Here is a 21,499-nt window from a genome sequence, read left to right as displayed (position 1 = left end):
TCCTTTCCTGGGCGAGGTGAGGGGCTGCGGTTCAGAGGTACTTCGGTTCGACCCGGGCCACCACGGCTCGCGGGCGTCCCGGATGGGCGGCGGTGAACGCCTCGTACAGCGCCGCGTGGTCGCGGCCGTCGACGGTCGCCGTGGACCAGCCGGCCGCCTCGAACCGCGCGGCGATCCCGCCCGGCCGGGCATGGGTGGCGGAGGCGTTGTCGACGACGACCGTGTGCAGCCGGTCGAGCCCGGCTGGCCCGGCGAACGCGATCGCCTCGTGGTTGCTGCCCTCGTCCAGTTCGGCATCCCCCACCAGGACCCACACCCGGGGGTCGTCGAGCCCCTGCGCGCGCAGCCCCAGCGCCGTACCGACGGCGAGCGGCAGACCGTGCCCCAGCGACCCGCTGCCGATCTCGGCCCCCGGGACCAGCACCCGGTCGGGATGGTGGCCGAGCGGCGAGTCGTACGAGCCGAACCCGGCCAGCAGGTCCGCCGGCAGGAAGCCCTTGGCGGCCAGCACCGCGTAGTACGCCATCGGCCCGTGGCCCTTGGACAGCAGGAACCGGTCCCGCTCGGGGTCCCGCGCGCTGTGGGGGCCGACCCGCAGCACCCGGTCGTAGAGCACCCACAGCACGTCCAGCGTGGAGGTCGCGGCCGGGCCGTGCTTCTCGTCGCCCGTCATCAGCCCCATGAGCCGGGGCAGGTCCGCGTAGCCGTACGTCCGGTCTTCTTCCGTGGTGGTCGTCATACGGACGATCCTTCAACCTCGACCAAACTTGAGGTCAAGCGGAGCCGGACCCGGATAAAAGGGGTGCGCGACCATCGACCGGAGTGCGGTATTGTTTTCCTGCGTGTTCGGCCAGGGGAAACCCCAGGTCAGAAGGCACCGGGACGTGGCGCAGCTTGGTAGCGCACTTGACTGGGGGTCAAGGGGTCGCAGGTTCAAATCCTGTCGTCCCGACTGTTCGATCGATCGAACGTCGCAGGTGAGAGGCCGTTTTCGAACGGCCTCTTTTCTGTTTCCGGCCCGCTCCCGGGTGGGGGTGGGGAAGCGGGAGCACGCTCCCACTGTCCTGTGCCGCTCGAAAATACGATTCGGTGCTGCGAGCTGCGGCGAGGCCGTTTGGTCAGGCGGTTCTCTCGTACTGGTTGATCAGGCCGCCGAGGAGGCGTTGTTGCCGGATCCGGTGGGCCTGGAGGTCGGTGACGGTGGCCGGGGTGGCCGGTTCGGCGCTGTCCGGGGGCAGTTGCTGCCGGGACTGGTGGGGGCGGTGCCCGTTGTAGTGCCTGATTGAAGGAGAAGCCGTCGTACCGGTCCAGGACACGGGGGGAGTACGGCACTCCGTGGCGCGTCGTGGCGTTCCCGCTGAACCTGACAAAGGTCAGACCGAAAAGTACTGAGTGCACAGCACCCACGATCGCAACAGGGCCCCTCCTGGACACCTTTGACGAGGTGCCCGGCGGCACCCGGTTCCGCCGGGTCGTCAACGCCAGCGGCAAGGACGACAGCTTGGTCTCCTCAGACACCGAGGAGCGGCCGATCAAGAACCTCAAGGCGCTGGTGGAGGACATCCTCGCGCGCAAGAAGAAGGGCCCCGTCTACCCCTGATGCCGGCAGGTGGCCTCGCCGTCGTGGTGCCGATCGACACCTCGTAGGCGATCCCCGTGCCCACGTCAGGTGCGGGTGGGTAGGCCTCGGTGCGGAAGTCCACGTCGAGGAGCAGGTGCCGCCCCTTTTCGGTCCTGGTCCAGCACGCCCCTTCGACGGCGGCGGGCGCTGCGTCGGGGAACGGGTCGTGCTCGAACTGCCAGCCGGCCGCGGTGGCTGCCTTGGTGTAGTGGGTGATGACGTCCTCGTGCTTGTAGAGCGAGGCGATCATCTCCGGATGATCCCAGAACGGCGCGCTGGAGCCGGAGGGTCTTGACGAGCAGTGATGAATGAACGAGCCCCACAGGCACGAATGAAGATCGGCACCTGGATCGCGGACTTCTACAACACGAGGCGCCGTCACGGCGCCGCCGGCGGGCACCCGCCCGTCACCTTCGGACAGGACATGCGGGAGGCCCGCTCAACGACGAGCATCACGAGGCAATGTGCGTAACGAAGTCTCTACGCTCTCGAGGGATGGACAGAGGGGGGCTGACCTCGTGTTTTGTGGGGCTCCGGAGGCTACCGCTTGGTAGCCGGGGCTGTTAGCTTCCGGCTGTGCGCATACTCCGTCGAATACTTGTCGTCGCCGCCGTTCTTGTGGTCGTGGCGACCGCCGTCGGTACCGGTGTCTACCGGTGGCAGCGGCCCATGATCCTCACCGGCACCGGTTACGCGGCGCACAACGACTGCGCGGTCACCGAGATCGGTGGCCGCCTCGACGCAGCGAGCGACCTGCCCGCGAACCCGATCAAGTCCTATCTGCGGTACGGCTCCGACGGGTCCGCCGAGACCACCGGCTCGCTGCTGGGCGTGCTCGCAAAGCAGAAGGCCTGGTACACCAAGGGGTTCGGCTGCACGCTTGCTGACGAGCGCCCCCGGCTCGGCCCGGCCTCGACTGTCTCGGCCGACGGCAATCCCTTCACGCACGCCCCGGCGCCCAAGTCGTCGGCGAAGCTGGACGCCGCGCTCGCGCGCGCCTTCGGCAAGGGGCTGTCGGCCTCGGACGCCGCCGCGCTCGGCACCCGGGCGGTCGTCGTGGTGAAGGACGGCAAGCTCGTCGCCGAGCGCTACGCCAAGGGGTTCGACGCCACGACCCCGCAGCTCGGCTGGTCGATGTCGAAGAGTGCTACAGCCTTGATCACCGGCATGCTCGTGCAGCAGGGCAAGGTCACGCTCGACGACCACGGGCTGCGTCCCGAGTGGAAGAAGGACGGCCGTGCGGACATCACCGTCGAGCAGCTACTGCGGATGACGAGCGGTCTGGAATGGGACGAGACCTATGACCTCGGCACGCCCATCACGCAGATGCTCTACGGCGAGTCCGACATGGGCGCCTACGTGGCCGGCCGTCCGGCCGAGCACAAGCCAGGCACCGTTCAGGAGTATTCGAGCGGCTCGACAACCCTGCTCTGCTCGGTCCTCGCGCAACGCACCGGGCTCGGTGCCGACCTCCCGCGGCAGACGCTGTTCCGCGCCCTCGGTCTCTCCTCGGCCGTGCTCGAACCGGACGCCGCGGGCACGCCGGTGTGCTCCTCGTACTTGTGGGCCACACCTCGTGACTGGGCCACGATCGGCCAGTTCGCGTTGCAGAACGGCAAGTGGCACGGCAAGCAGCTGTTGCCCGAGGACTGGATGAAGCGCTCGCTCGAGGTCGAGCCCGTCGACAAGACGGACGACCCCGGTTACGGCATGACGTGGCGCGTCAACGTACTGCCCGACGGCAGCATGCGCTGGCCCGAGCTGCCCAAAGACACCTACTACGCCTCGGGACACGACGGCCAGAAGGTCATCGTCGTCCCGTCGCAGGACCTCGTCGTCGTACGCATGGGATTCACTCCCGACGCCGACGACGAGCCCAGCGAGGTGGCCCTGGTCAAGGAGGTCATCGGCGCGGGCGCCCGATGACCTCGTCAGTCCGTCATCGGGCGCAGGGCCAGGCCCTCGGTGCTGGCCCAGTAGCTGACGCGCGCGCCGTCGCTGACCACGGCGGGTTCGGCGAGGACGGCGGGGAAGTCGTGGAGGTTGCCGGGTTCGTGGGTTACCGCACGCCAACACGGATTTGGGGTCCTGGCACGGTGAGATCGGCGTCGCACGCTGTGAGGTGTGAGGCGGTCGCACCGGTCAGGGTGAGCGTCCGGGCGGGTGCAGGTTGATTCGTGAGCCAGCTCGGGATGGCGTCGGGTGTGACGGTGACGGCGCCGCGGGGCGGTAGCGGGGTACCGGCGCGCGCCGCGACGGTGCCGGTCAGTTCACGGAGGTAGAGGGTCACCACACCGTTGCCGCGGCCTTTGAGGGTGGATGTGGCGGCTTCCCTGGCGCGCAGTCGCAGTGTCGTGCCGCCCTGGCGTACGGTCACGTCGAGGCCGACGGCGTCCACCGACCGTGCCGTGAAGCGCAGCATCCGGACGGATCCCGACCTGCCGCGTACGGTGACGACACCGCGGAAGGTGAGGGTTCGCAGCACGAGCCGGGTGGCGCGTAGCTTCCAGGAGGCGTTCGCGAGGCGGACCGGCAGTGGGGCGCCCGGTGCCACGGCCTTGATGGCTCGCCCGGTGCCGACGGACGGTGGAATCACGTCTACCGGCGCCGCCCTGGGAGTGGGGAGCGACGACGGAGCGGTGACGGCGCCCAGGAGAGTGTTCGCAGGGGTTGCCGTTCCGCTCGGTGCCGTCGGCGGGGGGACGGCGGGCGACGTCGGTGCCGCGGACGTGTTCGCGCTGCTGACAGGGGAGGGAGAGCCGGAGGGACGGGACGTGGGCAGGTGCAGAGCCAGGGGTACCACAACTGCCGCCAGTACGCAGGCGAGGGGCTGCGGGACACGGCCGAGCCGCAGGGGAGCGGCCGGAGCAGGGCTGGCCGGACGGTGAGTGCCGAGGGCGGTGGTGGGCGGTACGCGGTGGCCGTCAGGTGTCAAAGGTGTTGTCTCCTGCCGTGGCGCTCACGGGCGTGTGGCTGACAGTTGCAGTGGCCGGCTCGGTGGGATCCGGCGGGAGCCACGCGAGGGCCAGGGAGCCGCCGATGAGGCCGGAGAACAGTCCGAGGAACAGGCCGCCGAGGTTCGCGACGGGGAAGGAGACGAGAGCGAGCAGGAGGGTGGCGAGACCGGCGAACACCCGTTGGTGAGGGCGGAGCCAGAGGCTGAGGCCGAGGGCCATGAGCAGGGTTCCGATGATCAAGGATCCGGCGCCGGACGTGGTCGACAGGGCGAGTGGGATGCCGCCCAGGTCGAGGTGCGCGTAGGGCCAGTAGAGGATGGGCGGGCCCGCGTTGATGGTGAACAGCCCGGCCCAGAAGGGTCGTTCGCCACGCCAGGCGCGGAACCTGAGCCGGGAGTGGGCCGCGGTGGCGCGGAGGCCGGGGCGTCCGGCGAGGAAACGGGGGATCAACATCGAGTCCTGATCGGGGGTGAGGTCGCGGACGGCAACCGTGCGAGGTACCGGGGGGGGCGAAGGCGTGCCGGGGCGGGCCCGGGGTCAGGGGCAGTCGCGGTGGCCGCGATCGAACCGTACGCGCAGGCCGGGCACGTCGAAGGTGGCGGCGGAGAGCGCGACCGAGGTCACGCTGACGTCGGTCAGGGTGGCCGACGAGGCTTGCTGTCCGAAGCCGCTGGGGTCGAAGAAGCGTGAGCTCCGGTCGCCCGGATCGACCGGGCCCTTGGTGATCTCACCCTGCGCGATGCCGATGTCGATGTTCCTGAAGTTCGCCTGGCCGGCCGCCTCGAACGTTGTGTCGAGGAACATGTTCGTGGCTTCCGTCGGGCGCTCGTCGCTGCCGGTCAGGGTCAGGGTGTGGGTGCCCACCACTGGGAGGTCGAGTACGGCCGCCTGACACAGGCCGCTGATCTCCGCGTGCCGGAATCCGGTGACCAGGACGGGGACGAGGTCGTGCTTCTTCGACACGTCGACCATGGGGTAGATGCTCAGGCCGCGGACGGTCAGCTTGTCCGCCGTGACCTGGAAACGCTGGCCGGAGATGAGGAACGAGGCGGCGAGTGCCCCTTGGGCCATGGCGATGCCGAGGGCCGTGCAGACCCCGACGCTGGGCAGCAGGACCACCGCGAAGCGCCGCCACCGGGTTCTGCCGAAGCCGTGCGACATCGCGACTCCCTCGGTCGTGGGAAGGGGCCGACCACACGCGTCAAGGGTGGGTGGTGTCCTGCTGAGTCCAGTGTCGGATCCTAGGCTTCAGGTCCGGCCGGGCCGCTGCACGCCGGGCCTGCCGTACGGGTGACTCGACTTCTGGTGCTCCCATCGGGGTCGGGACGAGCACGGTCTACCGCTGCATCAGCGAGGCCGTCGACGTGTCGGCCGCACTCCCACCGACCCTCGACGAGGCCGTCCGCGCTGCTTCGGCGAAGGCTGTCCTCTTCGATGGAGGTGTCTGGTGTCGATCGGGTGTCACCTCGCGCGAGGAATGCGATGGCGCGGATTCACGGCGAGTTGGTCAACCAGAACGGCGAACAGGTCCTCGGCCTGGAGCTCGACGCGGTGGTGAAGAACCGTCCAGCGGCGAGATCCGATCGAGCCCGGTGAACGCGTCGACCGGTCCGGCCGCCAGGCTCGGAGAGGGTACCTTCCGGACCAGGCGAAACGGCACAAGGCGTGCGCAGGGCGTCAGTCGTCCGTCAGTCGTCCTTGTCCGGAAAAAACCCCTTGGACCGTTCGTGTCCGTCGCGGGACACTGCGAGTCCTGACCAGCCCGACCGGACCTCACGAGGATGGCATGGGATCGCCCGAATCGCGCAAGGCCAGGCCGGGCAGGGGCCCGGTGCTCCTCGCCCTTCGCCACTACGCAAGGGAGACGCTCCGGCTCCGGCGGCTGGCGGTGCCCGGGATGCTGCTTCCGGCGCTGGGCAACATCGGCCTCAACTACATCGCGCCGCTGGTCGTCGCCAGGCTCGTCGGGCGGATCGCCGGTGACGGGGGCGTCGGCATCGGTTCGACGCTGCCGTACGTGCTCGCCTTCGGCGGCGTCCTGCTGTTCGCGGAGACGCTGTGGCGCATCGGCCTGCACTGTCTCAACCGCCTCGACGCGCTCGGCATCGAGCACCTGTACATCGTCGGCATGGGTGAACTGTTCGCCAAGGACGCCGCGTTCTTCCACGACAACTTCGCCGGGTCGCTGACCAAGCGGGTGCTGAGCTTCGCCTCCCGCTTCGAGGAGTTCGTCGACACCATGACCTTCCAGGTCATGGGGAGCTTCGTGCCCCTGCTCTTCGGGTCGGTGGTGCTGTGGCGCTACGAACCGCTGCTCGTCGTCGGGCTCCTGGCGATGATCGCGACGACGGCGCTGTGCGTGGTCCCGCTGATCCGCCGCCGCCAGCGGCTCGTCGACCTGCGCGAGGAGGCGAGCGCCCGGGTCTCGGGCCATGTCGCCGACAGCCTGATGAACATGGACACGGTCCGGGCGTTCGCCGCCGAGGAGCGCGAGGCCGCCGAACACCGCTCCCGTGTCGCGGAGTCGAGGCGGCTCACCCTGCGTTCCTGGGACTACGGCAACCTGCGCATCGACACGCTGGTCGCGCCGATGTCCGTGCTGACCAACGCGCTGGGCCTGCTGCTCGCGGTCGCGCTCGGCGGCGGGCACGACGTGGAGACGGTCGTCGTCACCTTCACCTACTACTCAAACGCCACCCGCATCATGTTCGACTTCAATCAGATCTACCGCCGCCTGGAGAGCTCGCTGACCGAGGCCGCGCAGTTCACCGAACTGCTGCTCACCCCGCCGACCGTGCTCGACCCGCAGACACCGGAACCCCTGGCGGCCCGGCCCGCCGACGTGCACTTCGAGAAGGTCACCTTCGGACACCGCGGCGCGGCGCCGCTCTTCGAGGGCCTCGACCTGTGCGTGCCCAACGGGACGAGGCTCGGTCTCGTCGGCCGGTCCGGCGGGGGCAAGACCACCCTGACCCGGCTGCTGCTGCGGATGACGGACATCGACGCGGGCCGGATCCTGATCGGGGGTCAGGACATCAGCAGGCTGCGCCAGGCCGACCTGCGCGGCCTGATCGCCTACGTACCGCAGGACCCCGCGATGTTCCACCGCTCGCTGCGCGACAACATCGCCTTCGCCAGGCCGGACGCCACCGACGCCGAGATCCGCCGCGCGGCCGAGGCGGCGCACGTCACGGAGTTCGCCGACGCCCTGGTGGACGGCTTCGACACCATGGTGGGCGAGCGCGGGGTCAAGCTGTCCGGGGGACAGCGCCAGCGCGTCGCCCTCGCGCGCGCCATCCTGCGCGACGCCCCGATCCTGCTCCTCGACGAGGCGACCAGCGCCCTGGACTCCGAGAGCGAGATCCTCGTCCAGGAGGCGCTGTGGCAGCTCATGGAGGGGCGTACGGCGCTGGTGGTGGCGCACCGGCTGAGCACGGTCGCGTCGATGGACCGGCTCGTCGTCCTCGACCGCGGACGCATCGTCGAGCAGGGCACCCACCAGGAGCTGCTCGCGTCGCAGGGCGCCTACGCGAAACTCTGGCAGCACCAGTCCGGCGGCTTCCTCGACGCCGGCCCCACGCCCACCGGCCCCGCACCCGCCGACCTGCACTGACCGGACACCGCGCGCACCGACCCGGCCGCCCGGGACACCGCGCGCACCCATCCCGGCCGCCCGGGGCAGGTTCCTCGCCCGTCCCGGCGGGCCGGGACGGGCGGCGTCGCGGTCAGGACGCCGACAGACCCACGTGCGCGAGCGCCTGCCGCAGCAGGAAGCCGTGGCCGCCCGGCATCTCGCTCTGCACCGCGGGCGACGCCGCCTCCTGCGGGCTGAACCAGACCAGGTCCAGGGCGTCCTGGCGAGGCCGGCAGTCGCCGGTCACCGGGACGATGTAGGCGAGGGACACCGCGTGCTGGCGCGGGTCGTGATACGGCGTGACACCGTGCGTCGGGAAGTACTCGGCGACGGTGAACGGCTGCATCGACACCGGGACCCGAGGCAGGGCCACCGGGCCCAGGTCCTTCTCCAGATGACGCAGCAGGGCGTCCCGCAGGCGCTCGTGGTGCAGCACCCGGCCGGACACCAGGGTCCGGCTGACCGTGCCGTCCGGGCCGATGCCCAGCAGCAGTCCGATGCTGACGACCTCTCCGTTGTCGTCGACGCGGACGGGCACGGCCTCGACGTACAGGATCGGCATGCGGGCACGCGCCTGTTCGAGGTCGTCGGAACTCAGCCAACCGGGCGTGGTTTCGGTCATGTCAGACATTGCTTGATCATACTTTCAGTGGCCGTCGGAAAACCGGTAGACCCGGCGGGCGTTGTCGGCTCCCGCCCACCGCGCGAACCGCAGCGCGTCGGGCAGGCTCAGTTCGTCGGCGTCCACCCGGGCCTGGAGCAGTTCGGCCAGCCCCCGGCGGAACGCCAGCGCGCCCAGCCAGTAGAACTCGGCCACACCATAAGCGTCCGAGCTGTACAGGAGTTTGCGCGCGGGAGTGAGCTCCAGCGCCTCCTCCAGCACCGCGCGCGCCCGCAGCGGGCCGACATGGTGGAGGGTGAGCCCCACGTCCAGGTACACCTGCTCGAACACGGCCGCCAGATAGCCGGCCTGACGCTGGTAGGGCCAGCAGTGCAGCAGCAGTACCGGGATCGTGCCTGCCACCTGATGGAGCCAGTCGGTGAGCAGGCTGGGATCCACCCGGTGCAGGCGGATGTCGTTGTCGCCGAAACCGGTGTGCAGTTGGAGCGGGAGACCGAGGTCGACGGCGGTCCACAGCAGATGACGCATCAGGACCGGATCGGCCAGCCGTCCGCCGTCCGCCGTGAAGCGGCGGGCCGCGGCGGTGACTTCCGCCGCCGTGGGCCGCGCCGGGTCCAGGTCGAAGCCCGTGCGGTAGGCGGCCACCGACTTCACCGCCACCACGCCCGGCCGCCGCACGGCCGCCTCCACGGCCGACCGGAACGCCTGCGCGTACCCGTCCGGCTCCACGCCGCCGGCCACCACCGCCTCGGCGACGCTCTCCAGCCGGACCACCTCGTACGCCACCGCGCCCGCCCCGGCGGCCGCGGCGAGCTCGGCCGGGGTGGTGAGGGGGGGCGGGGCGAAGCCGGTGTCCACGCAGAACACGTCCGTGTGCGCAGCGGCCAGGAACCGGCGGTTCACCTCCGGCGCGCCGAGTTCGCCGCGCCGGCGCAGGTACTCCTCGGCACCGACGTGCCGGGGCAGGTCCAGCAGGGGTGCGCAGTGGCGTCGTACGGCGACACCGGCCGGCGTGTCGAAGGGCGAGATCCCGCTGCCGGGCCAGGCATCGCCCTCGGTGAGCAGCGACTCGAAGTCCCCGGCGGCCGGAGTGCCGGTGAGCACCCCGTGACAGTGATGGTCCGTCAGGGGCAGCGCGGCGAGCGCCTCGTGCACCGGGCCGGTGCGGCCGTCCACGTCAGTACTTCCAGCGGTAGGCGGCGGCCAGCCGTGCGTCGTCCAGCCCCTCGGCGGCCGCGATCTCCCCCTCGCGTACGGCGATCACCGCGTCGGCCAGGACCGGGCCCAGGGCCGTGCGCAGCACCTCGTCCTTGCGGAACTCGGCGACCGCCTCCGCCAGCGACACCGGCAGCCGGCGCACGCCCCGGGCGGCCGCCTCCTCGGCGCCGAGCCCGGCCGGGTCCCCGGTGATCTCCTCGGGCAGCTCTGCGCCCACCGCCGTACCGTCGAGCCCGGCGGCGATCAGGGCGGCGAGGGCGAGATAGGGGTTGGCGGCCAGGTCCACGGGCTTGATCTCCAGGTTGGCGCTCCGGGCGCGCTGTCCCGCCGTCCCCCTGACGACGCGCAGCGCCGCCTCCCGTGTCTCCAGGCCCCAGGCGGTGAACACCCCTGCCCACTGGGACGGTTTGAGGCGCAGATAGCTCACCGGGCTCGGCGCGGTGACCGCGGTGAGGGCCGGGAGCCGGGCGAGCAGTCCGGCCGCGAACGCCTCCGCGTCGGCCGTCATGCCGTGTCTGCGGTCGCCGCCGGAGTGCAGGTTGACCCCGTCGCGCCAGGCGGACAGATGGACATGGCCGCCGTTGCCGACGCCCTCGGCGAGGACCGCCGGGGCGAAGGAGACCCGCAGCGCGTGCCGTTGGGCCACCGCCCGGATCGTCTGCCGCACCAGCACACTGCGGTCGGCGGCCGCCACCGGGTCGAGCGCGCCCACGGAGACCTCGAACTGCCCCGCCGCGTACTCGGGATGGAGTTGGTCGACCTCCACGCCCTGCGCCGCGAACGCCGCCAGCAGTTCGGCGGTGAAGTCGCTCAGCTCCACCTGCCGGACGGCGCCGTAGGCCGGGCCCGACACCGCGGGCCGGAACTCCCCGTCGGGCTCCGTGCCCAGGCCGACCGCCCACTCGATCTCGACGGCCGCCCGGAAGGTGAGCCCGCTGTCCCGCTCGGCGCGGGCCACGGTCCGGCGCAGCAGCGTACGGCTGCACCCCGGATGCCGTTCGCCGTCCTGGGTGATCCGGTCCACCGGGGCCCACGCCCAGCCGGACTGCGCGGCCAGCACGACCAGCCGGTCGAGGTCGGGGTAGAGGCGCAGATCGCCGTCCGGGGAGCCGAGGACGTCGGTGGTGACGATGCGGTCGTCGGCCAGGAAGGTGTCGAACACCGGTGACATCCCGACGCCCCAGGCCGTCGCGGAGGCCAGCTTCGCGGTCGGGACCGTCTTCACCCGGGTGATGCCCGCGGTGTCGACGTAGGCCAGCACGACACCGTGCACGCCCCGCCCGGTCAGCTCGGCCGCGAGCGCGGTGGCCCGCTCGACGTCACCGGGACGCCCGCCGGGGACGGGATCGGCAAGGGTGGTCATGGACGTCCTCCTCGACGGACTCGGCCGGCTCGGTGTCTCACGTCAGCGTCTCGCGTCAGGGTTTCACGGCCACCGCGCGGAACTGCGGTACCGCGTCCGGGGAGTCGGGGCCGGCGTGCCACCGCGAGCGGGGCGGCGCATCCGGTCCTGCGGGCCGGCCCGCCCCGGAGGCCGCGGTCCGCGCGGGCCCCCTCGGGGATCACCGGGAAAAGGCGCATCGGTGGACACTCCCGCCATTGTGCCGTCCGATGATCGGCCTGTCCCGGAAATCGGCCTGTCCCGGAAATCGGCCTGTCCCGGAAATCGGCCTGTCCCGGGAATCCGCCGGGCGGTGCTCTGTCCAGGGGGCGGGACGGCCCTGGAGGGTGCCCCGGTAGGATGGAGGACAATTCCCCCCACAGTGGAAAGCCAGGACATGCCGTACTCCCGCGCGCCCCTCGACATACCCACCGAGCACCCGGCCGGCGAGGCCCGTGCGGACATCCGGCTCGTCGTCACCGACATGGACGGCACGCTCCTGGACGACGACAAGCGCGTGCCGGACGGGCTGTGGGAGGTGCTGGCGCTGCTGCGCGAGCGGGGCGTGCTGTTCAGCCCGGCCAGCGGCCGCCAGTACGCCACCCTGGCGCGGGAGTTCGCCGAGGTGGCCGAGGGCATGGTGTTCATAGCGGAGAACGGCACGTACGTCGTCCGTGACGGCGTCGAGCTCAGCTCCGACCCGCTGGATCCCGCCGTCGCCCACGGGATCGCACACACCGCGCGCCGGCTCGTGGCCGACGGCGTCGACATGGGCGCGATCCTGTGCGGCAAGAGGGCCGCCTACGTCGAGCGGGCCGACGAGGCGTTCCTGGCCGAGGTGCGCCGGTACTACCTGGAGCACCGCATCGTCGAGGACGTCACCGCCGTCGACGACGACATCATCAAGGTGGCCCTGTTCGCCTTCGGGTCGGCCGAGCGCACCGTCGCACCCGCGCTGGAGCCGTTCGCCCGCTCCCACCAGGTCGTGGTCTCCGGCGAGCACTGGGTCGACGTGATGAACCGCACCGCCGACAAGGGCGCCGCCGTCCGCCGGCTCCAGCGCGACCTGGGCATCACGCCCGCGCAGACCATGGTGTTCGGGGACTACCTCAACGACCTGGAGATGCTGGACACCGCCGAGTGGTCGTTCGCCATGTCCAACGCCCACCCCGAGGTGGTGCGCCGTGCCCGGCACCTGGCCCCCTCCAACAACGACAACGGCGTCCTGCGCACCGTCGTACGGATGCTGGACCTCCCGGTAAAGGGCGAGCCGGCTTCGTAGCCGCGGGGCACCGGTCCTGTGCCAAGGTGAGCTCCTGGACCCGCGACCCGAGGGAGCAGAGCAGCATGACCGAACCGGCCGCCGTCGCCCGCCTCGCCCAGGACCTGACCTCCGGGCTGAAGTCCGGTGAACTGGAGGACTTCTACCGGGACCTGCACCGGCACCCCGAACTGTCCTTCAAGGAGCATCGCACCGCAGACCGGCTCGCCCGGCGGCTGCGGGCGGCCGGGTACACGGTGACGGAAGGCGTCGCCGGCACCGGTGTCGTCGGCGTCCTCGCCAACGGGGACGGACCGGTGGTGTGGCTGCGCGGCGACATGGACGCGCTGCCCGTGCAGGAGGCCACCGGTCTCGATTACGCCTCCACCGTCGACGGCGTGATGCACGCCTGCGGCCACGACCTGCACATCACCTGGCTGGTGGGCGCCGCCGAGGCGCTCGCGGCCGCCCGGGAGACCTGGTCGGGCACGCTGGTCGTGGTGGGACAGCCCGCCGAGGAGTCCGGCGGCGGGGCGGGCGCGATGGTCGCCGACGGGCTGCACGAACGCTTCCCGCGCCCCGACGTCCTGCTCGGCCAGCACGTCGCGCCGGGCCTGGCCGGTTTCTACTCCCACACCCCGGGCCTGATCATGTCCGCCTCCGACGACGTCGACATCGTCGTGCACGGGGTCGGCGGGCACGGCTCGCGCCCCGAGTCCACGGTCGACCCTGTGGTGACCGCCGCGTACGTCGTCACCCGGCTCCAGACGGTCGTCTCCCGGGAGATCGCCGCGAAGGACCCGGCCGTCCTGACGGTCGGCATGTTCCACGCCGGCACGAAGCGCAACATCATCCCCGCCGAGGCCCGGCTCGCGCTGAACCTGCGCACCCAGGACCCGGTGGTGCGCGAGCGGATCCTCGCGGCCGTGCGGCGCATCGCCGAGGGCGAATGCGCGGCGGCGGGCTGCCCGCGGCCGCCCGGGATCACGGTCCGGGCCGGCTACCCGAACACCGTCAACGACGCCGCCCTCGACGCGGAGATCGCGGCCGTCCACCGTGAACTCTTCGGCGAGGCCATGGTGTTCGACTTCGGCCCGGCGATGGGCAGTGAGGACTTCTCCCTGCTGGCGCCGCCCGGAGTGCCGTACGACTACTGGTTCGTGACCTCGACCCCGGCCGACGTGTGGGAGGCGGCGCCCGGGGAGGACCTCGCCGCGAAGATCGCCGAGGTGCCGGGCAACCACAGCCCGCTGTTCGCTCCCGACCCTTCGGTGCTGGTACCCGGCGTACGGACACTGGTGTCGGCCGCACTGAGCCGGCTCGGCACCTGACGCCGGCTGCGCCGTGGTCGCGGGCGGTGCGTGGCGCCGACCGCGCCGGGGTTGCGGGCGGTGCGTTGGGCCGACCGCGCCGTGGCGGACGCGGGGTGTGCCGGTCGGGGTCGGCCGGGGCACGTCAGGCGGTGAGCGCGCCGCCTGGGAACAGCCGGGGGCCGTCAGGCGGTGAGCGCGCTGCCTGGGAGCAGCCGGGGGCCGTCAGCCGGTGAGCGCGCCGTCCAGGAAGTGGACGAGGTCCGTGAGCACCTCGGCCCGGTTCGTCTCGTGGAACACCTCGTGCCGGGCGCCCGGGTACATCCGCTCGACCCGGTTCACGCCGCTGAGTCGCTCGACCCCGATCCGGCTGCCGACGAGCGGGACGAGCCGGTCGTCGGTGCCGTGCAGCCACAGCAGCGGCAGCCGGCCGACGTCTCCGCCCTTCGCGACGGTCTCCAGGGTCCGTACGAACGCCTCCAGCGTCGGCCGTTTCATCGGGCCGTGCCAGACCAGGGGATCCGCCGCGTACGCCACGCCGACGGCCGGGTCGCGGGAGAGCGCGGCCGGGCTGACGGGGACGTCCGGGATCTCGTCGTGGGCGAGCAGCAGGCCCGGCGTCCGCCACGCCCCGATGACCGGCCCGGACAGCACCAGTGCGGCGACCGTGTCCCCGTGGCGCTGCGCGTACCGGGCGGCGATCAGACCGCCCATGGAGTGCCCCACCACGACCAGGGGCAGGTCCGGGTAGGCGGCCGCGGCCAGTGCGGCCACGGCCCGCACGTCGTCGACGACGTCCTCGAAGTCCTCGATCAGCACACGCTCGCCCGCCGACCTGCCGTGCCCCTGGTGGTCGGGCCCGAAGACGGCCGCGCCGTGCGCCACGAGAGCCGCGGCCACGCCCTCGTACCGGCCGATGTGCTCGCCGTAGCCGTGCACCAGGAGCGCGAGGTACCGCGGCCGCTCGTGCGGCCACTCGCGGGCGACGATCCTGCCCCGGGTGCCGTCGAGGACGTGCTCGCGGGTGTCGGCCATGACTCCTCCGGTCGGGTCGGCGAAGATCTCGGGAGGATCTTCCCAGGTGGCCGGGCGGCGGTCTATCATCTAAAACTAGCAGTGCTAATTAAGTCGATGCCCGGTGTCGGCCCCGGTGCCCGTCAGTCGGATACCCGGCGGTCCGGCCCGTCGGCCCGGCGATGACGGTCAGGAGTCCTGTCGTGCGCCCCGTCCACTTCGCGGCCGCCCGCCGCACCCCCATCGGCAAGCTGCGCGGCTCCCTGTCCGCCGTACGGCCCGACGACCTCGCCGCGACCGTGATCCGCGGGCTGGTCGCCGACGTGCCCGCGCTCGACCCGGCCCGCATCGACGACGTCTACTGGGGTGCCGCCAACCAGGCCGGTGAGGACAACCGCAATGTCGCCCGGATGGCCGCCCTGCTCGCCGGCCTGCCCGAGTCCGTGCCGGGCGCCACCGTGAACCGGCTGTGCGCCTCCGGCCTGGAGGCCGTCACCACCGCGGCCCGCACCATCGCCGCGGGCGAGGCCGAGATCGTCCTCGCGGGCGGCTCCGAGTCGATGAGCCGGGCCCCCTTCGTGCTGCCGCGCCCCGACGAGGCCCTGCCCCACCGTATCGAGACCGTCGACACCCGGCTCGGCTGGCGCCTGGTCAACCCCGCGATGAAGGACCTGCACGGCCTGCTGTCGATGGGCGAGACGGCGGAGGAGGTGGCCGAACGGTACGGCGTCCCGCGCGAGCGGCAGGACGAGTTCGCCCTGCGCAGCCACCGGCTCGCCGCCGAGGCCCGCAAGAACGGCCACTTCGACGACGAACTCCTGCCGGTGCGGCGGGCGGACGGCGTGGTCGTCGACGCCGACGAATGCATCCGCGAGGACACCTCCTACGAGCGGCTGGCCGGACTCAAGCCCGTCTTCCGCAAGGGCGGCACGGTCACCGCAGGCAACGCCTCACCCATGAACGACGGCGCCGCGGGCCTGCTCCTGGTCAGCGAGGAGGCACTGGAGGAGCTCGGCCTGGAGTCGCTCGGCCGCTATGTGGCGGGCGGCTCGGCGGGAGTCCACCCCGATGTGATGGGCATCGGGCCGGTCCCCGCCACCCGCAAGGTGCTCGCCCGGGCCGGCTGGTCGATCGGCGACCTCCAGGAGGCCGAGTTCAACGAGGCGTTCGCCGCCCAGGCCCTCGCCTGCGTCGACGAACTCGGCATCGACCCCGAGCTCGTCAACCCCACCGGCGGCGCCATCGCCCTCGGCCACCCGCTCGGCTGCTCCGGCGCCCGCATCCTCACCACCCTGCTCCACCGGATGCGCCGCACCGGGGCACAGCGCGGCCTGGCCACCATGTGCGTCGGGGTCGGACAGGGCAGCGCGGTACTGGTCGAGCGCCACTGACGCGACGTCCGGCCGGGCGGCGTCCGGCGGTGCGGCGCCCGGTGGGCGTCCGGCGGTGCGGTGCCCGCTGGGTCGGTGCTGACGTGTGAGACGGTGCTGGCGTGTGGGACGGTACTCACGCCTGAGGCCGCGCTTACGGGTACGGGTTGCGTGCGCATAGCATCGGCCTCCGCATGAACACGATGACGCTCTGGCACATATCCGGCTGGGAGTTCGCCGCCCTCGCCTTCGCGGCGCTGCTGGTCGGCTTCTCGAAGACGGCCGTCAGCGGGGCCAACACGGTCAGCCTCGCGATCTTCGCGGCGGTGCTGCCCGCCCGCGCCTCCACCGGCGTGCTGCTGCCGGTCCTGATCGTCGGCGACCTGCTCGCCGTCCGCACCTATCGGCGGCACGCCCACTGGCCCACGCTGCTGAAACTGTTCCCGGCGGTGGTGGCGGGCGTGGTCCTCGGCACCCTGTTCCTGGAGTGGGCCGACGACGGCGCGGTACGGACCTCGATCGGCGCGATCCTGCTGCTGATGGCCGGGGTGACGGTGTGGCGGCGCCGCAGGTCCGACGTGGCGGAGGCGACGGACGCAGCGGAGGCAGCGGACGGGCGGGACGAACCGGACGCGGTCACCGGCCGGGCGGGCCGGCTCAAGGCCCGCTCGTACGGAGTGCTCGGCGGCTTCACGACCATGGTCGCCAACGCGGGCGGCCCGGTGATGTCGCTGTACCTGCTGTCGGCAGGCTTCCGGAAGCTGGGCTTCCTGGGCACCTCGGCCTTCTTCTTCCTGATCGTGAACGTCGGCAAGGTGCCCTTCAGCGTGGGCCTCGGCCTGATCGACGGCCGCTCCCTGCTCCTGGACGCGGCGCTCGCGGTGTTCGTCGTGCCCGGCGCGGTGTTCGGCACCTGGGCCGCGAAAAGGATCAACCAGCGGCTGTTCGAACGGCTGGTGATCGCCGCGACGGTCGTGGGCGGCGTACAGCTCCTGCTGCGATAGACGGCGCTGTCCCGGCCCGCCGTCCGGCGGCTACAGCCCCAGCAGGCCGGGCAGGTCCGCGAACGAGTCGATCACATGGTCCGGGGTGCCGCTCGCGTCCCGGTGGGTCTCCGGAAGGTACTTGCCGGTCCGCACCAGGACCCCGGTCAGACCGGCGCGCTGGGCCGCCAGTACGTCCGACTCGATGTCGTCGCCCACCATCAGCGCCTCGCCGGGAGCGGCGCCGAGCCGGGCCAGCGCGGCCTCGAAGAACGCGTGCGACGGCTTCCCGGTGACCTCGGCCTCCGTCCGCGCCGCAGCCTCCAGCCCCAGCAGGAACGCCCCGGAGTCCAGTTGCAGCCCCTGGTCCGTCCGCCAGTACAGATTGCGGTGCATGGCGACCAGTCGCGCCCCCTGCTGGAGATGGGCGAACGCCCGGTTCAGGGCGGCGTAGTCGAAGCCGGGACCCGCACCCCCGACGATCACCACGTCCGGCACCGTGCCGGTGTCACCGTCGTCGAGCACCGTGACGCCCGTGAGGTCCTCCCCGATCTCCCCGCAGTTCAGCAGCGCGCAGCGGGCACCCGGCGACCGTTCGGCGAGATGGGCGGCGGTGGCGGCGGGCGCGGTGAGCACGTCCTCGGCGGTGACCGGGAACCCCGCGTCCCCGAGGACGGCCGCGATCGACGCCCGGGTCCGGGAGGTCGTGTTGGTCACCAGCACGACCCCGAGGCCAGCCTCGCGGATCCTGCGCAGCGCCTCGACCGCGCCCGGCAGCGGCTGCCACGACACGGTGAGCACACCGTCGATGTCGACCAGGACGGCACGCACTGACTCCATGGGGGGACGATAGCGACCGCGGCCGCCCAGGGCCCGCGGACACCACCCACCCGGCGGACCACTTACCGGGACGCCCGCCTGCCGGATAGGCGGACCGGCGGCCCCGTAGGCTCGTCGCCATGTCCACGCACATCCTGGTCCTCGGCGGTACCACCGAGGCCCGCCTCCTCGCCGCCGACCTCGCGGCGCGCCCCGGGGTACGGGTGACCACCTCCCTCGCCGGACGAGTGTCCCGTCCGGCGGCGCTCGAAGGAGACGTACGGATCGGGGGGTTCGGCGGGGCGGAGGGACTCGCCGACTGGCTGCGCGAGCACCGGGTGGACGCCGTGGCCGACGCCACCCATCCCTTCGCCGCCGGCATCACCGCTCACGCGGCCCGCGCCACCGCGGCCACCGGGCTGCCGCTGGTCGTGCTGCGCCGCCCGGGCTGGCGGCCCGGCCCGGAGGACCGCTGGCACCCCGTCGACTCCCTGGAGGCGGCCGCGGACCTGCTGCCCGGGATCGGCCGACGGGTCCTGCTGACCACCGGGCGACTGGGCCTCGCGGCCTTCGCGCGACTGACGGAACTCCACTTCGTCGTACGGTCGGTGGAGCCGCCCGAGCCGCCGATGCCACCGGACACGGTCGTGCTGTCGGCGCGCGGACCGTTCACCCTGGCCGAGGAGTCCCGGCTGCTGCGCGCGCACCGGATCGACGTGCTCGTGACGAAGGACAGCGGGGGAGCGGCCACGGAGGCCAAGCTCACGGCCGCCCGTGAGCTGAGGCTGCCGGTGGTGGTCGTACGACGGCCCGCGCTGCCCGAGGGCGTTACGCCGGTGCCCGATGTCGCCGGGGTCCTCGACCGGCTGGGCCTCGACCGGCCGGACCTCGACCGGCCGGACCCGGGTCCGCGCTGACCACCGAGGCCCGCAGCCGGTCGATGGCGCGCAGCACCTCGTCCCGGTTCTTGGCGCTCTTGATCCAGGCGGGCAGCCGGGCCACGTACGTCATCTTCCGCCCGTGCTCGTACCAGGGCACCCGCTCCCTCAGCGACGCGGCCACGAACCGCCGGAGCAGGTCGAGGTGTTCGAGGTTGTACGCCCAGATCGTGCCGTGCCGGGTGGTGGTCTCCAGCCACAGAGCCGGCCGGATCCAGCCGCCTCCCGGGCCCGAGACCCGCGACAGGCCGCAGGACACCGGCACACCACCCGCTGCTGCGAACGGCACCGGCCCTGCCCGTCCGCGGCGGCGCCCGTCCGCCACTCGAAGTGGGCGACCCGCTCGCAGCGCGGACAGCGCACCAGCGCCCACAACCTGAAGTGGTCGTCGGTGACACCGGGATCGTGGAAGCGGACGGGGGTCGGGGACATGCCCCGAGTATGGCGACCGCTGCCGCACCCGGCACCCGGATTTCGGCCCGCGGCCCGTGGCTTCCGGGTGCCGGTCACCTGCGGTCCGAGGCACCCGGGCGCCGGGGCTGCCGAGTGCCGTGGGCGGGTGCCTACCGCGCGTCGGGATTGCGGCGCAGCAGATAGGTGTCCATGATCCAGCCCTTGCGCTCGCGTGCCTCCGCCCGCAGCCGTTCGATGCGTGGGGCGGCCTCGGCGATCGGGCCCGAGGCGAGGATCTCGTCCGGGGTGCCGATGTAGGCGCCCCAGTAGATGTCCATGTCCTGGTCCGCGTACTGCCGGAAGGTCTGGTGCGCGTCGAGCATCACGACCACGTCGTCCACGTCCTGCGGGAACCCCTCGGCCAGCCGCCGCCCCGTGGTGATCTGCACCGGGCGCGCCACCCGGTTCAGCCCCGTACGGTGCCGGGCGACCAGCGCCGAGACACTGCTGATGCCCGGCACCACCTCGTACTCGAAGGCGACCTCGCCCCGGCCGAGCACCTCCTCCAGGATGCCGATCGTGCTGTCGTACAGCGCGGGATCGCCCCAGACCAGGAACGCGCCACTGGCGTCCTCGCCCAGCTCCTCGGCTATCAGCCGCTCGTAGATCCCGGCGCGGGCACTGCGCCAGTCGCCGACGGCCGGGGAGTACGCGCCACCGCCCGCGGTACGGTCCCGCTCCGGGTCGCGCGCCTGCACCAGGCGGTACGTCCCCTGCGGCAGGTGCGCGTCGAGGATGTCCCGGCGCAGCTGTGTCAGGTCGCTCTTCACCTCGCCCTTGTCGAGGATGAAGAAGACGTCCGTGCTTTGCAGCGCCCTGACCGCCTGGAGGGTCAGCTGGTCGGGGTCGCCCGCGCCGATACCGATGACATGAATCCTTCGCACGCCCCGAGTCTGCCGTACGGCACCGGCACCGGGCGGTGTGGGTCGGATCACCCGGCAGTGCGCCCCCGCAGCCGAGGCGCCCGCTCCCGCGCGTCCACCTCGCCCCGGCCGCCCTCCACCTCGCCCGCCAGCTCCCGCGCCCAGCCGCTCAGCCCCGGCAGGTCCAGCCCGTACGGCCGGGCTCCGGAGTCCGCCGCCCACTCCTCCACGGCCCCCGCCCCGCGCCGCAGCAGCCGTGCCCCGCCGGTGGCGTTGCCCCGGGCCGCGTGCGTGAGCCCCACCGCGAGCTGGGCCAGCCCGCGCCACAGGGCCCGCTCCCGGTCGGGGCCGGACTTCCAGGCGTCCTCGAAGACCTCGTGCGCGTGGAACGGCTTCCCGTCGTCCAGCAGCGCCTGCGCCTCGGCGACGGTCTGCTCGGGGGTGCGCAGGACACCCTCGGGCTGGCGCTCCACGCCCGCCGCGCCGTAGGGCAGCGGCCGCCCGAGGCCGTCGCGGGGCCGGGCACTGCGGGCCCGCCCCTCGCTGTCCCGGTCCCGTACTCCGCCCGCGTCCGATGTGCTGCTCATGCCACCGATTGTCCCGCGCCGGGCGTCCCCTTCGGCGCAGCCCCCGCGGTGGGGTAAAGTACGGACCGCGTGATCACGCGGTTCGCCGCGGGAACCGCATCGGGACGTGGCGCAGCTTGGTAGCGCACTTGACTGGGGGTCAAGGGGTCGCAGGTTCAAATCCTGTCGTCCCGACTGGAGACGGTCGTACATCAAGGCCGGTTTCGGAGACATCCGAAACCGGCCCTTGATCATTCTCGGAGACCGGCGTCTTTGACCGACGTCAGCGGGTCACGACAAGCGGACTCGGCAGCGAGCGCGGTGCGCGCAGCACTTGGAGTACCAGTGGACCGGAACTTTGAGGCAGACGGTGACGCGCACCGTAGGCGGTTACCGGTAGTTCGTTAAATCCGGCGGTAGAGGTCGATGCCGTGTCCGGTGGTGACCGCGTCGATCAGGGCCTGGAGCTCGGAGGGTGGGTCCGTGTCC

Annotated in this window: 21 protein-coding genes and 2 tRNA genes; 10 read left to right on the top strand and 13 right to left on the bottom strand. The window is 72.2% G+C overall.

All coding sequences use genetic code 11. From position 1 onward, the window contains the following. Positions 1-31: 31 nt before the first annotated feature. Positions 32-739 carry a thiamine pyrophosphate-binding protein gene (locus tag ABT085_RS11775; RefSeq protein WP_351604891.1) on the bottom strand — a complete coding sequence of 236 codons (708 nt, stop codon included), beginning with the start codon at positions 737-739 and terminating at the stop codon, positions 32-34. 139 nt (positions 740-878) lie between these two features. Here ABT085_RS11775 and ABT085_RS11770 point away from each other — a divergent pair. After that, positions 879-952: transfer RNA gene (locus ABT085_RS11770), tRNA-Pro, on the top strand. A gap of 166 nt (positions 953-1,118) precedes the next feature. Here ABT085_RS11770 and ABT085_RS11765 read toward each other — a convergent pair. Beyond that, positions 1,119-1,316, bottom strand: coding sequence for a hypothetical protein (locus ABT085_RS11765; protein ID WP_351604888.1), 198 nt, complete (start codon positions 1,314-1,316; stop codon positions 1,119-1,121). A 128-nt stretch (positions 1,317-1,444) separates the two neighbouring features. On the opposite strand from ABT085_RS11765, the gene ABT085_RS11760 reads away from it, so the two are divergent. Further along, positions 1,445-1,600 (top strand): hypothetical protein, encoded by a 156-nt coding sequence (locus ABT085_RS11760; protein WP_351604886.1) that lies wholly within the window; start codon positions 1,445-1,447, stop codon positions 1,598-1,600. Between the two features lie 597 nt (positions 1,601-2,197). Then, positions 2,198-3,547: a serine hydrolase domain-containing protein gene (locus ABT085_RS11755; protein ID WP_351604883.1), complete on the top strand. Its 1,350-nt coding sequence runs from the start codon at positions 2,198-2,200 to the stop codon at positions 3,545-3,547. Positions 3,548-3,680: 133 nt separating this feature from the next. On the opposite strand, the gene ABT085_RS11750 is transcribed toward ABT085_RS11755, so the two are convergent. From ABT085_RS11750 to ABT085_RS11740, 3 genes are all read right to left on the bottom strand, one after another. After that, entirely contained in the window at positions 3,681-4,217 is a 537-nt protein-coding gene (locus ABT085_RS11750; protein ID WP_351604880.1) for a hypothetical protein, read from the bottom strand. Between the two features lie 328 nt (positions 4,218-4,545). After that, on the bottom strand, positions 4,546-5,031 hold the full coding sequence (locus tag ABT085_RS11745; RefSeq protein WP_351604878.1) for a DUF6114 domain-containing protein: 486 nt from the start codon (positions 5,029-5,031) through the stop codon (positions 4,546-4,548). Between the two features lie 84 nt (positions 5,032-5,115). Beyond that, positions 5,116-5,739, bottom strand: a complete 624-nt coding sequence (locus ABT085_RS11740; protein ID WP_351604875.1) for a DUF6230 family protein — start codon at positions 5,737-5,739, stop codon at positions 5,116-5,118. Positions 5,740-6,364: 625 nt separating this feature from the next. Between ABT085_RS11740 and ABT085_RS11730 the strand changes: the two genes are divergently transcribed. Further along, the gene (locus ABT085_RS11730) at positions 6,365-8,191 is read left to right on the top strand and encodes an ABC transporter ATP-binding protein (protein WP_351604872.1); all 1,827 of its coding nucleotides are present in this window, start codon (positions 6,365-6,367) and stop codon (positions 8,189-8,191) included. A 112-nt stretch (positions 8,192-8,303) separates the two neighbouring features. On the opposite strand, the gene ABT085_RS11725 is transcribed toward ABT085_RS11730, so the two are convergent. The 3 genes from ABT085_RS11725 to ABT085_RS11715 are packed head-to-tail and all read right to left on the bottom strand — an operon-like array spanning position 8,304 to position 11,415. Beyond that, complete coding sequence (locus ABT085_RS11725) at positions 8,304-8,834, bottom strand: NUDIX hydrolase family protein (protein WP_162469045.1); 531 nt, start codon at positions 8,832-8,834, stop codon at positions 8,304-8,306. A gap of 24 nt (positions 8,835-8,858) precedes the next feature. Beyond that, positions 8,859-10,010 (bottom strand): amidohydrolase family protein, encoded by a 1,152-nt coding sequence (locus ABT085_RS11720; RefSeq protein ID WP_351604869.1) that lies wholly within the window; start codon positions 10,008-10,010, stop codon positions 8,859-8,861. Position 10,011: 1 nt separating this feature from the next. Next, positions 10,012-11,415: a type I glutamate--ammonia ligase gene (locus ABT085_RS11715; RefSeq protein WP_351604867.1), complete on the bottom strand. Its 1,404-nt coding sequence runs from the start codon at positions 11,413-11,415 to the stop codon at positions 10,012-10,014. A 415-nt stretch (positions 11,416-11,830) separates the two neighbouring features. On the opposite strand from ABT085_RS11715, the gene ABT085_RS11710 reads away from it, so the two are divergent. Together ABT085_RS11710 and ABT085_RS11705 are read left to right on the top strand one after the other, a co-directional pair. Then, positions 11,831-12,715, top strand: a complete 885-nt coding sequence (locus ABT085_RS11710; RefSeq protein WP_351604865.1) for a Cof-type HAD-IIB family hydrolase — start codon at positions 11,831-11,833, stop codon at positions 12,713-12,715. Positions 12,716-12,780: 65 nt separating this feature from the next. After that, a complete protein-coding gene (locus ABT085_RS11705; protein WP_351604862.1) occupies positions 12,781-14,025 on the top strand; it encodes an amidohydrolase in 1,245 nt (414 codons plus the stop codon). Positions 14,026-14,229: 204 nt separating this feature from the next. On the opposite strand, the gene ABT085_RS11700 is transcribed toward ABT085_RS11705, so the two are convergent. Further along, positions 14,230-15,039: an alpha/beta fold hydrolase gene (locus ABT085_RS11700; RefSeq protein ID WP_351604859.1), complete on the bottom strand. Its 810-nt coding sequence runs from the start codon at positions 15,037-15,039 to the stop codon at positions 14,230-14,232. A 182-nt stretch (positions 15,040-15,221) separates the two neighbouring features. Between ABT085_RS11700 and ABT085_RS11695 the strand changes: the two genes are divergently transcribed. Both ABT085_RS11695 and ABT085_RS11690 read left to right on the top strand, forming a co-directional pair. Further along, positions 15,222-16,409, top strand: coding sequence for a thiolase family protein (locus ABT085_RS11695; RefSeq protein WP_351604856.1), 1,188 nt, complete (start codon positions 15,222-15,224; stop codon positions 16,407-16,409). Between the two features lie 173 nt (positions 16,410-16,582). Beyond that, positions 16,583-17,392, top strand: a complete 810-nt coding sequence (locus ABT085_RS11690; protein WP_351604853.1) for a sulfite exporter TauE/SafE family protein — start codon at positions 16,583-16,585, stop codon at positions 17,390-17,392. Between the two features lie 30 nt (positions 17,393-17,422). Here ABT085_RS11690 and ABT085_RS11685 read toward each other — a convergent pair whose 3' ends face one another. Then, positions 17,423-18,211, bottom strand: coding sequence for an HAD-IIA family hydrolase (locus ABT085_RS11685; protein ID WP_351604851.1), 789 nt, complete (start codon positions 18,209-18,211; stop codon positions 17,423-17,425). Between the two features lie 119 nt (positions 18,212-18,330). Here ABT085_RS11685 and ABT085_RS11680 point away from each other — a divergent pair, with 119 nt between their 5' ends. Then, complete coding sequence (locus ABT085_RS11680; protein ID WP_351604849.1) at positions 18,331-19,107, top strand: cobalt-precorrin-6A reductase; 777 nt, start codon at positions 18,331-18,333, stop codon at positions 19,105-19,107. On the opposite strand, the gene ABT085_RS11675 is transcribed toward ABT085_RS11680, so the two are convergent. The 3 genes from ABT085_RS11675 to ABT085_RS11665 form a co-directional block, all read right to left on the bottom strand. Next, positions 19,019-19,417, bottom strand: coding sequence for a hypothetical protein (locus tag ABT085_RS11675; protein WP_351604846.1), 399 nt, complete (start codon positions 19,415-19,417; stop codon positions 19,019-19,021). The two genes, ABT085_RS11680 and ABT085_RS11675, sit on opposite strands and share 89 nt — an antisense overlap. Positions 19,418-19,691: 274 nt before the next feature. Further along, positions 19,692-20,465: a precorrin-6A synthase (deacetylating) gene (gene cobF / locus ABT085_RS11670; protein ID WP_351604843.1), complete on the bottom strand. Its 774-nt coding sequence runs from the start codon at positions 20,463-20,465 to the stop codon at positions 19,692-19,694. A gap of 47 nt (positions 20,466-20,512) precedes the next feature. After that, positions 20,513-21,031 (bottom strand): DUF309 domain-containing protein, encoded by a 519-nt coding sequence (locus ABT085_RS11665; protein ID WP_351604840.1) that lies wholly within the window; start codon positions 21,029-21,031, stop codon positions 20,513-20,515. 100 nt (positions 21,032-21,131) lie between these two features. Here ABT085_RS11665 and ABT085_RS11660 point away from each other — a divergent pair. Then, positions 21,132-21,205 (top strand) — tRNA-Pro (locus tag ABT085_RS11660). Positions 21,206-21,499: the final 294 nt, after the last annotated feature.

The sequence above is a fragment of the Streptomyces sp. NPDC002265 genome, assembly GCF_040296125.1.
Taxonomy (GTDB): domain Bacteria; phylum Actinomycetota; class Actinomycetes; order Streptomycetales; family Streptomycetaceae; genus Streptomyces.
Note: the sequence above shows the minus strand (reverse complement) of the source record. Positions and strands in the feature narration are given on the sequence as shown.

Excerpts from the sequence above, each read along its gene's own strand:
- ABT085_RS11740 (WP_351604875.1), bottom strand. The coding sequence starts at position 5,739 with ATGTCGCACGGCTTCGGCAGAACCCGGTGGCGGCGCTTCGCGGTGGTC.
- ABT085_RS11710 (WP_351604865.1), top strand. The coding sequence starts at position 11,831 with ATGCCGTACTCCCGCGCGCCCCTCGACATACCCACCGAGCACCCGGCC.
- ABT085_RS11690 (WP_351604853.1), top strand. The coding sequence starts at position 16,583 with ATGAACACGATGACGCTCTGGCACATATCCGGCTGGGAGTTCGCCGCC.
- ABT085_RS11730 (WP_351604872.1), top strand. The coding sequence starts at position 6,365 with ATGGGATCGCCCGAATCGCGCAAGGCCAGGCCGGGCAGGGGCCCGGTG.
- ABT085_RS11665 (WP_351604840.1), bottom strand. The coding sequence starts at position 21,031 with ATGAGCAGCACATCGGACGCGGGCGGAGTACGGGACCGGGACAGCGAG.
- ABT085_RS11680 (WP_351604849.1), top strand. The coding sequence starts at position 18,331 with ATGTCCACGCACATCCTGGTCCTCGGCGGTACCACCGAGGCCCGCCTC.
- ABT085_RS11725 (WP_162469045.1), bottom strand. The coding sequence starts at position 8,834 with ATGACCGAAACCACGCCCGGTTGGCTGAGTTCCGACGACCTCGAACAG.
- ABT085_RS11700 (WP_351604859.1), bottom strand. The coding sequence starts at position 15,039 with ATGGCCGACACCCGCGAGCACGTCCTCGACGGCACCCGGGGCAGGATC.
- ABT085_RS11775 (WP_351604891.1), bottom strand. The coding sequence starts at position 739 with ATGACGACCACCACGGAAGAAGACCGGACGTACGGCTACGCGGACCTG.
- ABT085_RS11705 (WP_351604862.1), top strand. The coding sequence starts at position 12,781 with ATGACCGAACCGGCCGCCGTCGCCCGCCTCGCCCAGGACCTGACCTCC.
- ABT085_RS11715 (WP_351604867.1), bottom strand. The coding sequence starts at position 11,415 with ATGACCACCCTTGCCGATCCCGTCCCCGGCGGGCGTCCCGGTGACGTC.
- ABT085_RS11685 (WP_351604851.1), bottom strand. The coding sequence starts at position 18,211 with ATGGAGTCAGTGCGTGCCGTCCTGGTCGACATCGACGGTGTGCTCACC.
- ABT085_RS11745 (WP_351604878.1), bottom strand. The coding sequence starts at position 5,031 with ATGTTGATCCCCCGTTTCCTCGCCGGACGCCCCGGCCTCCGCGCCACC.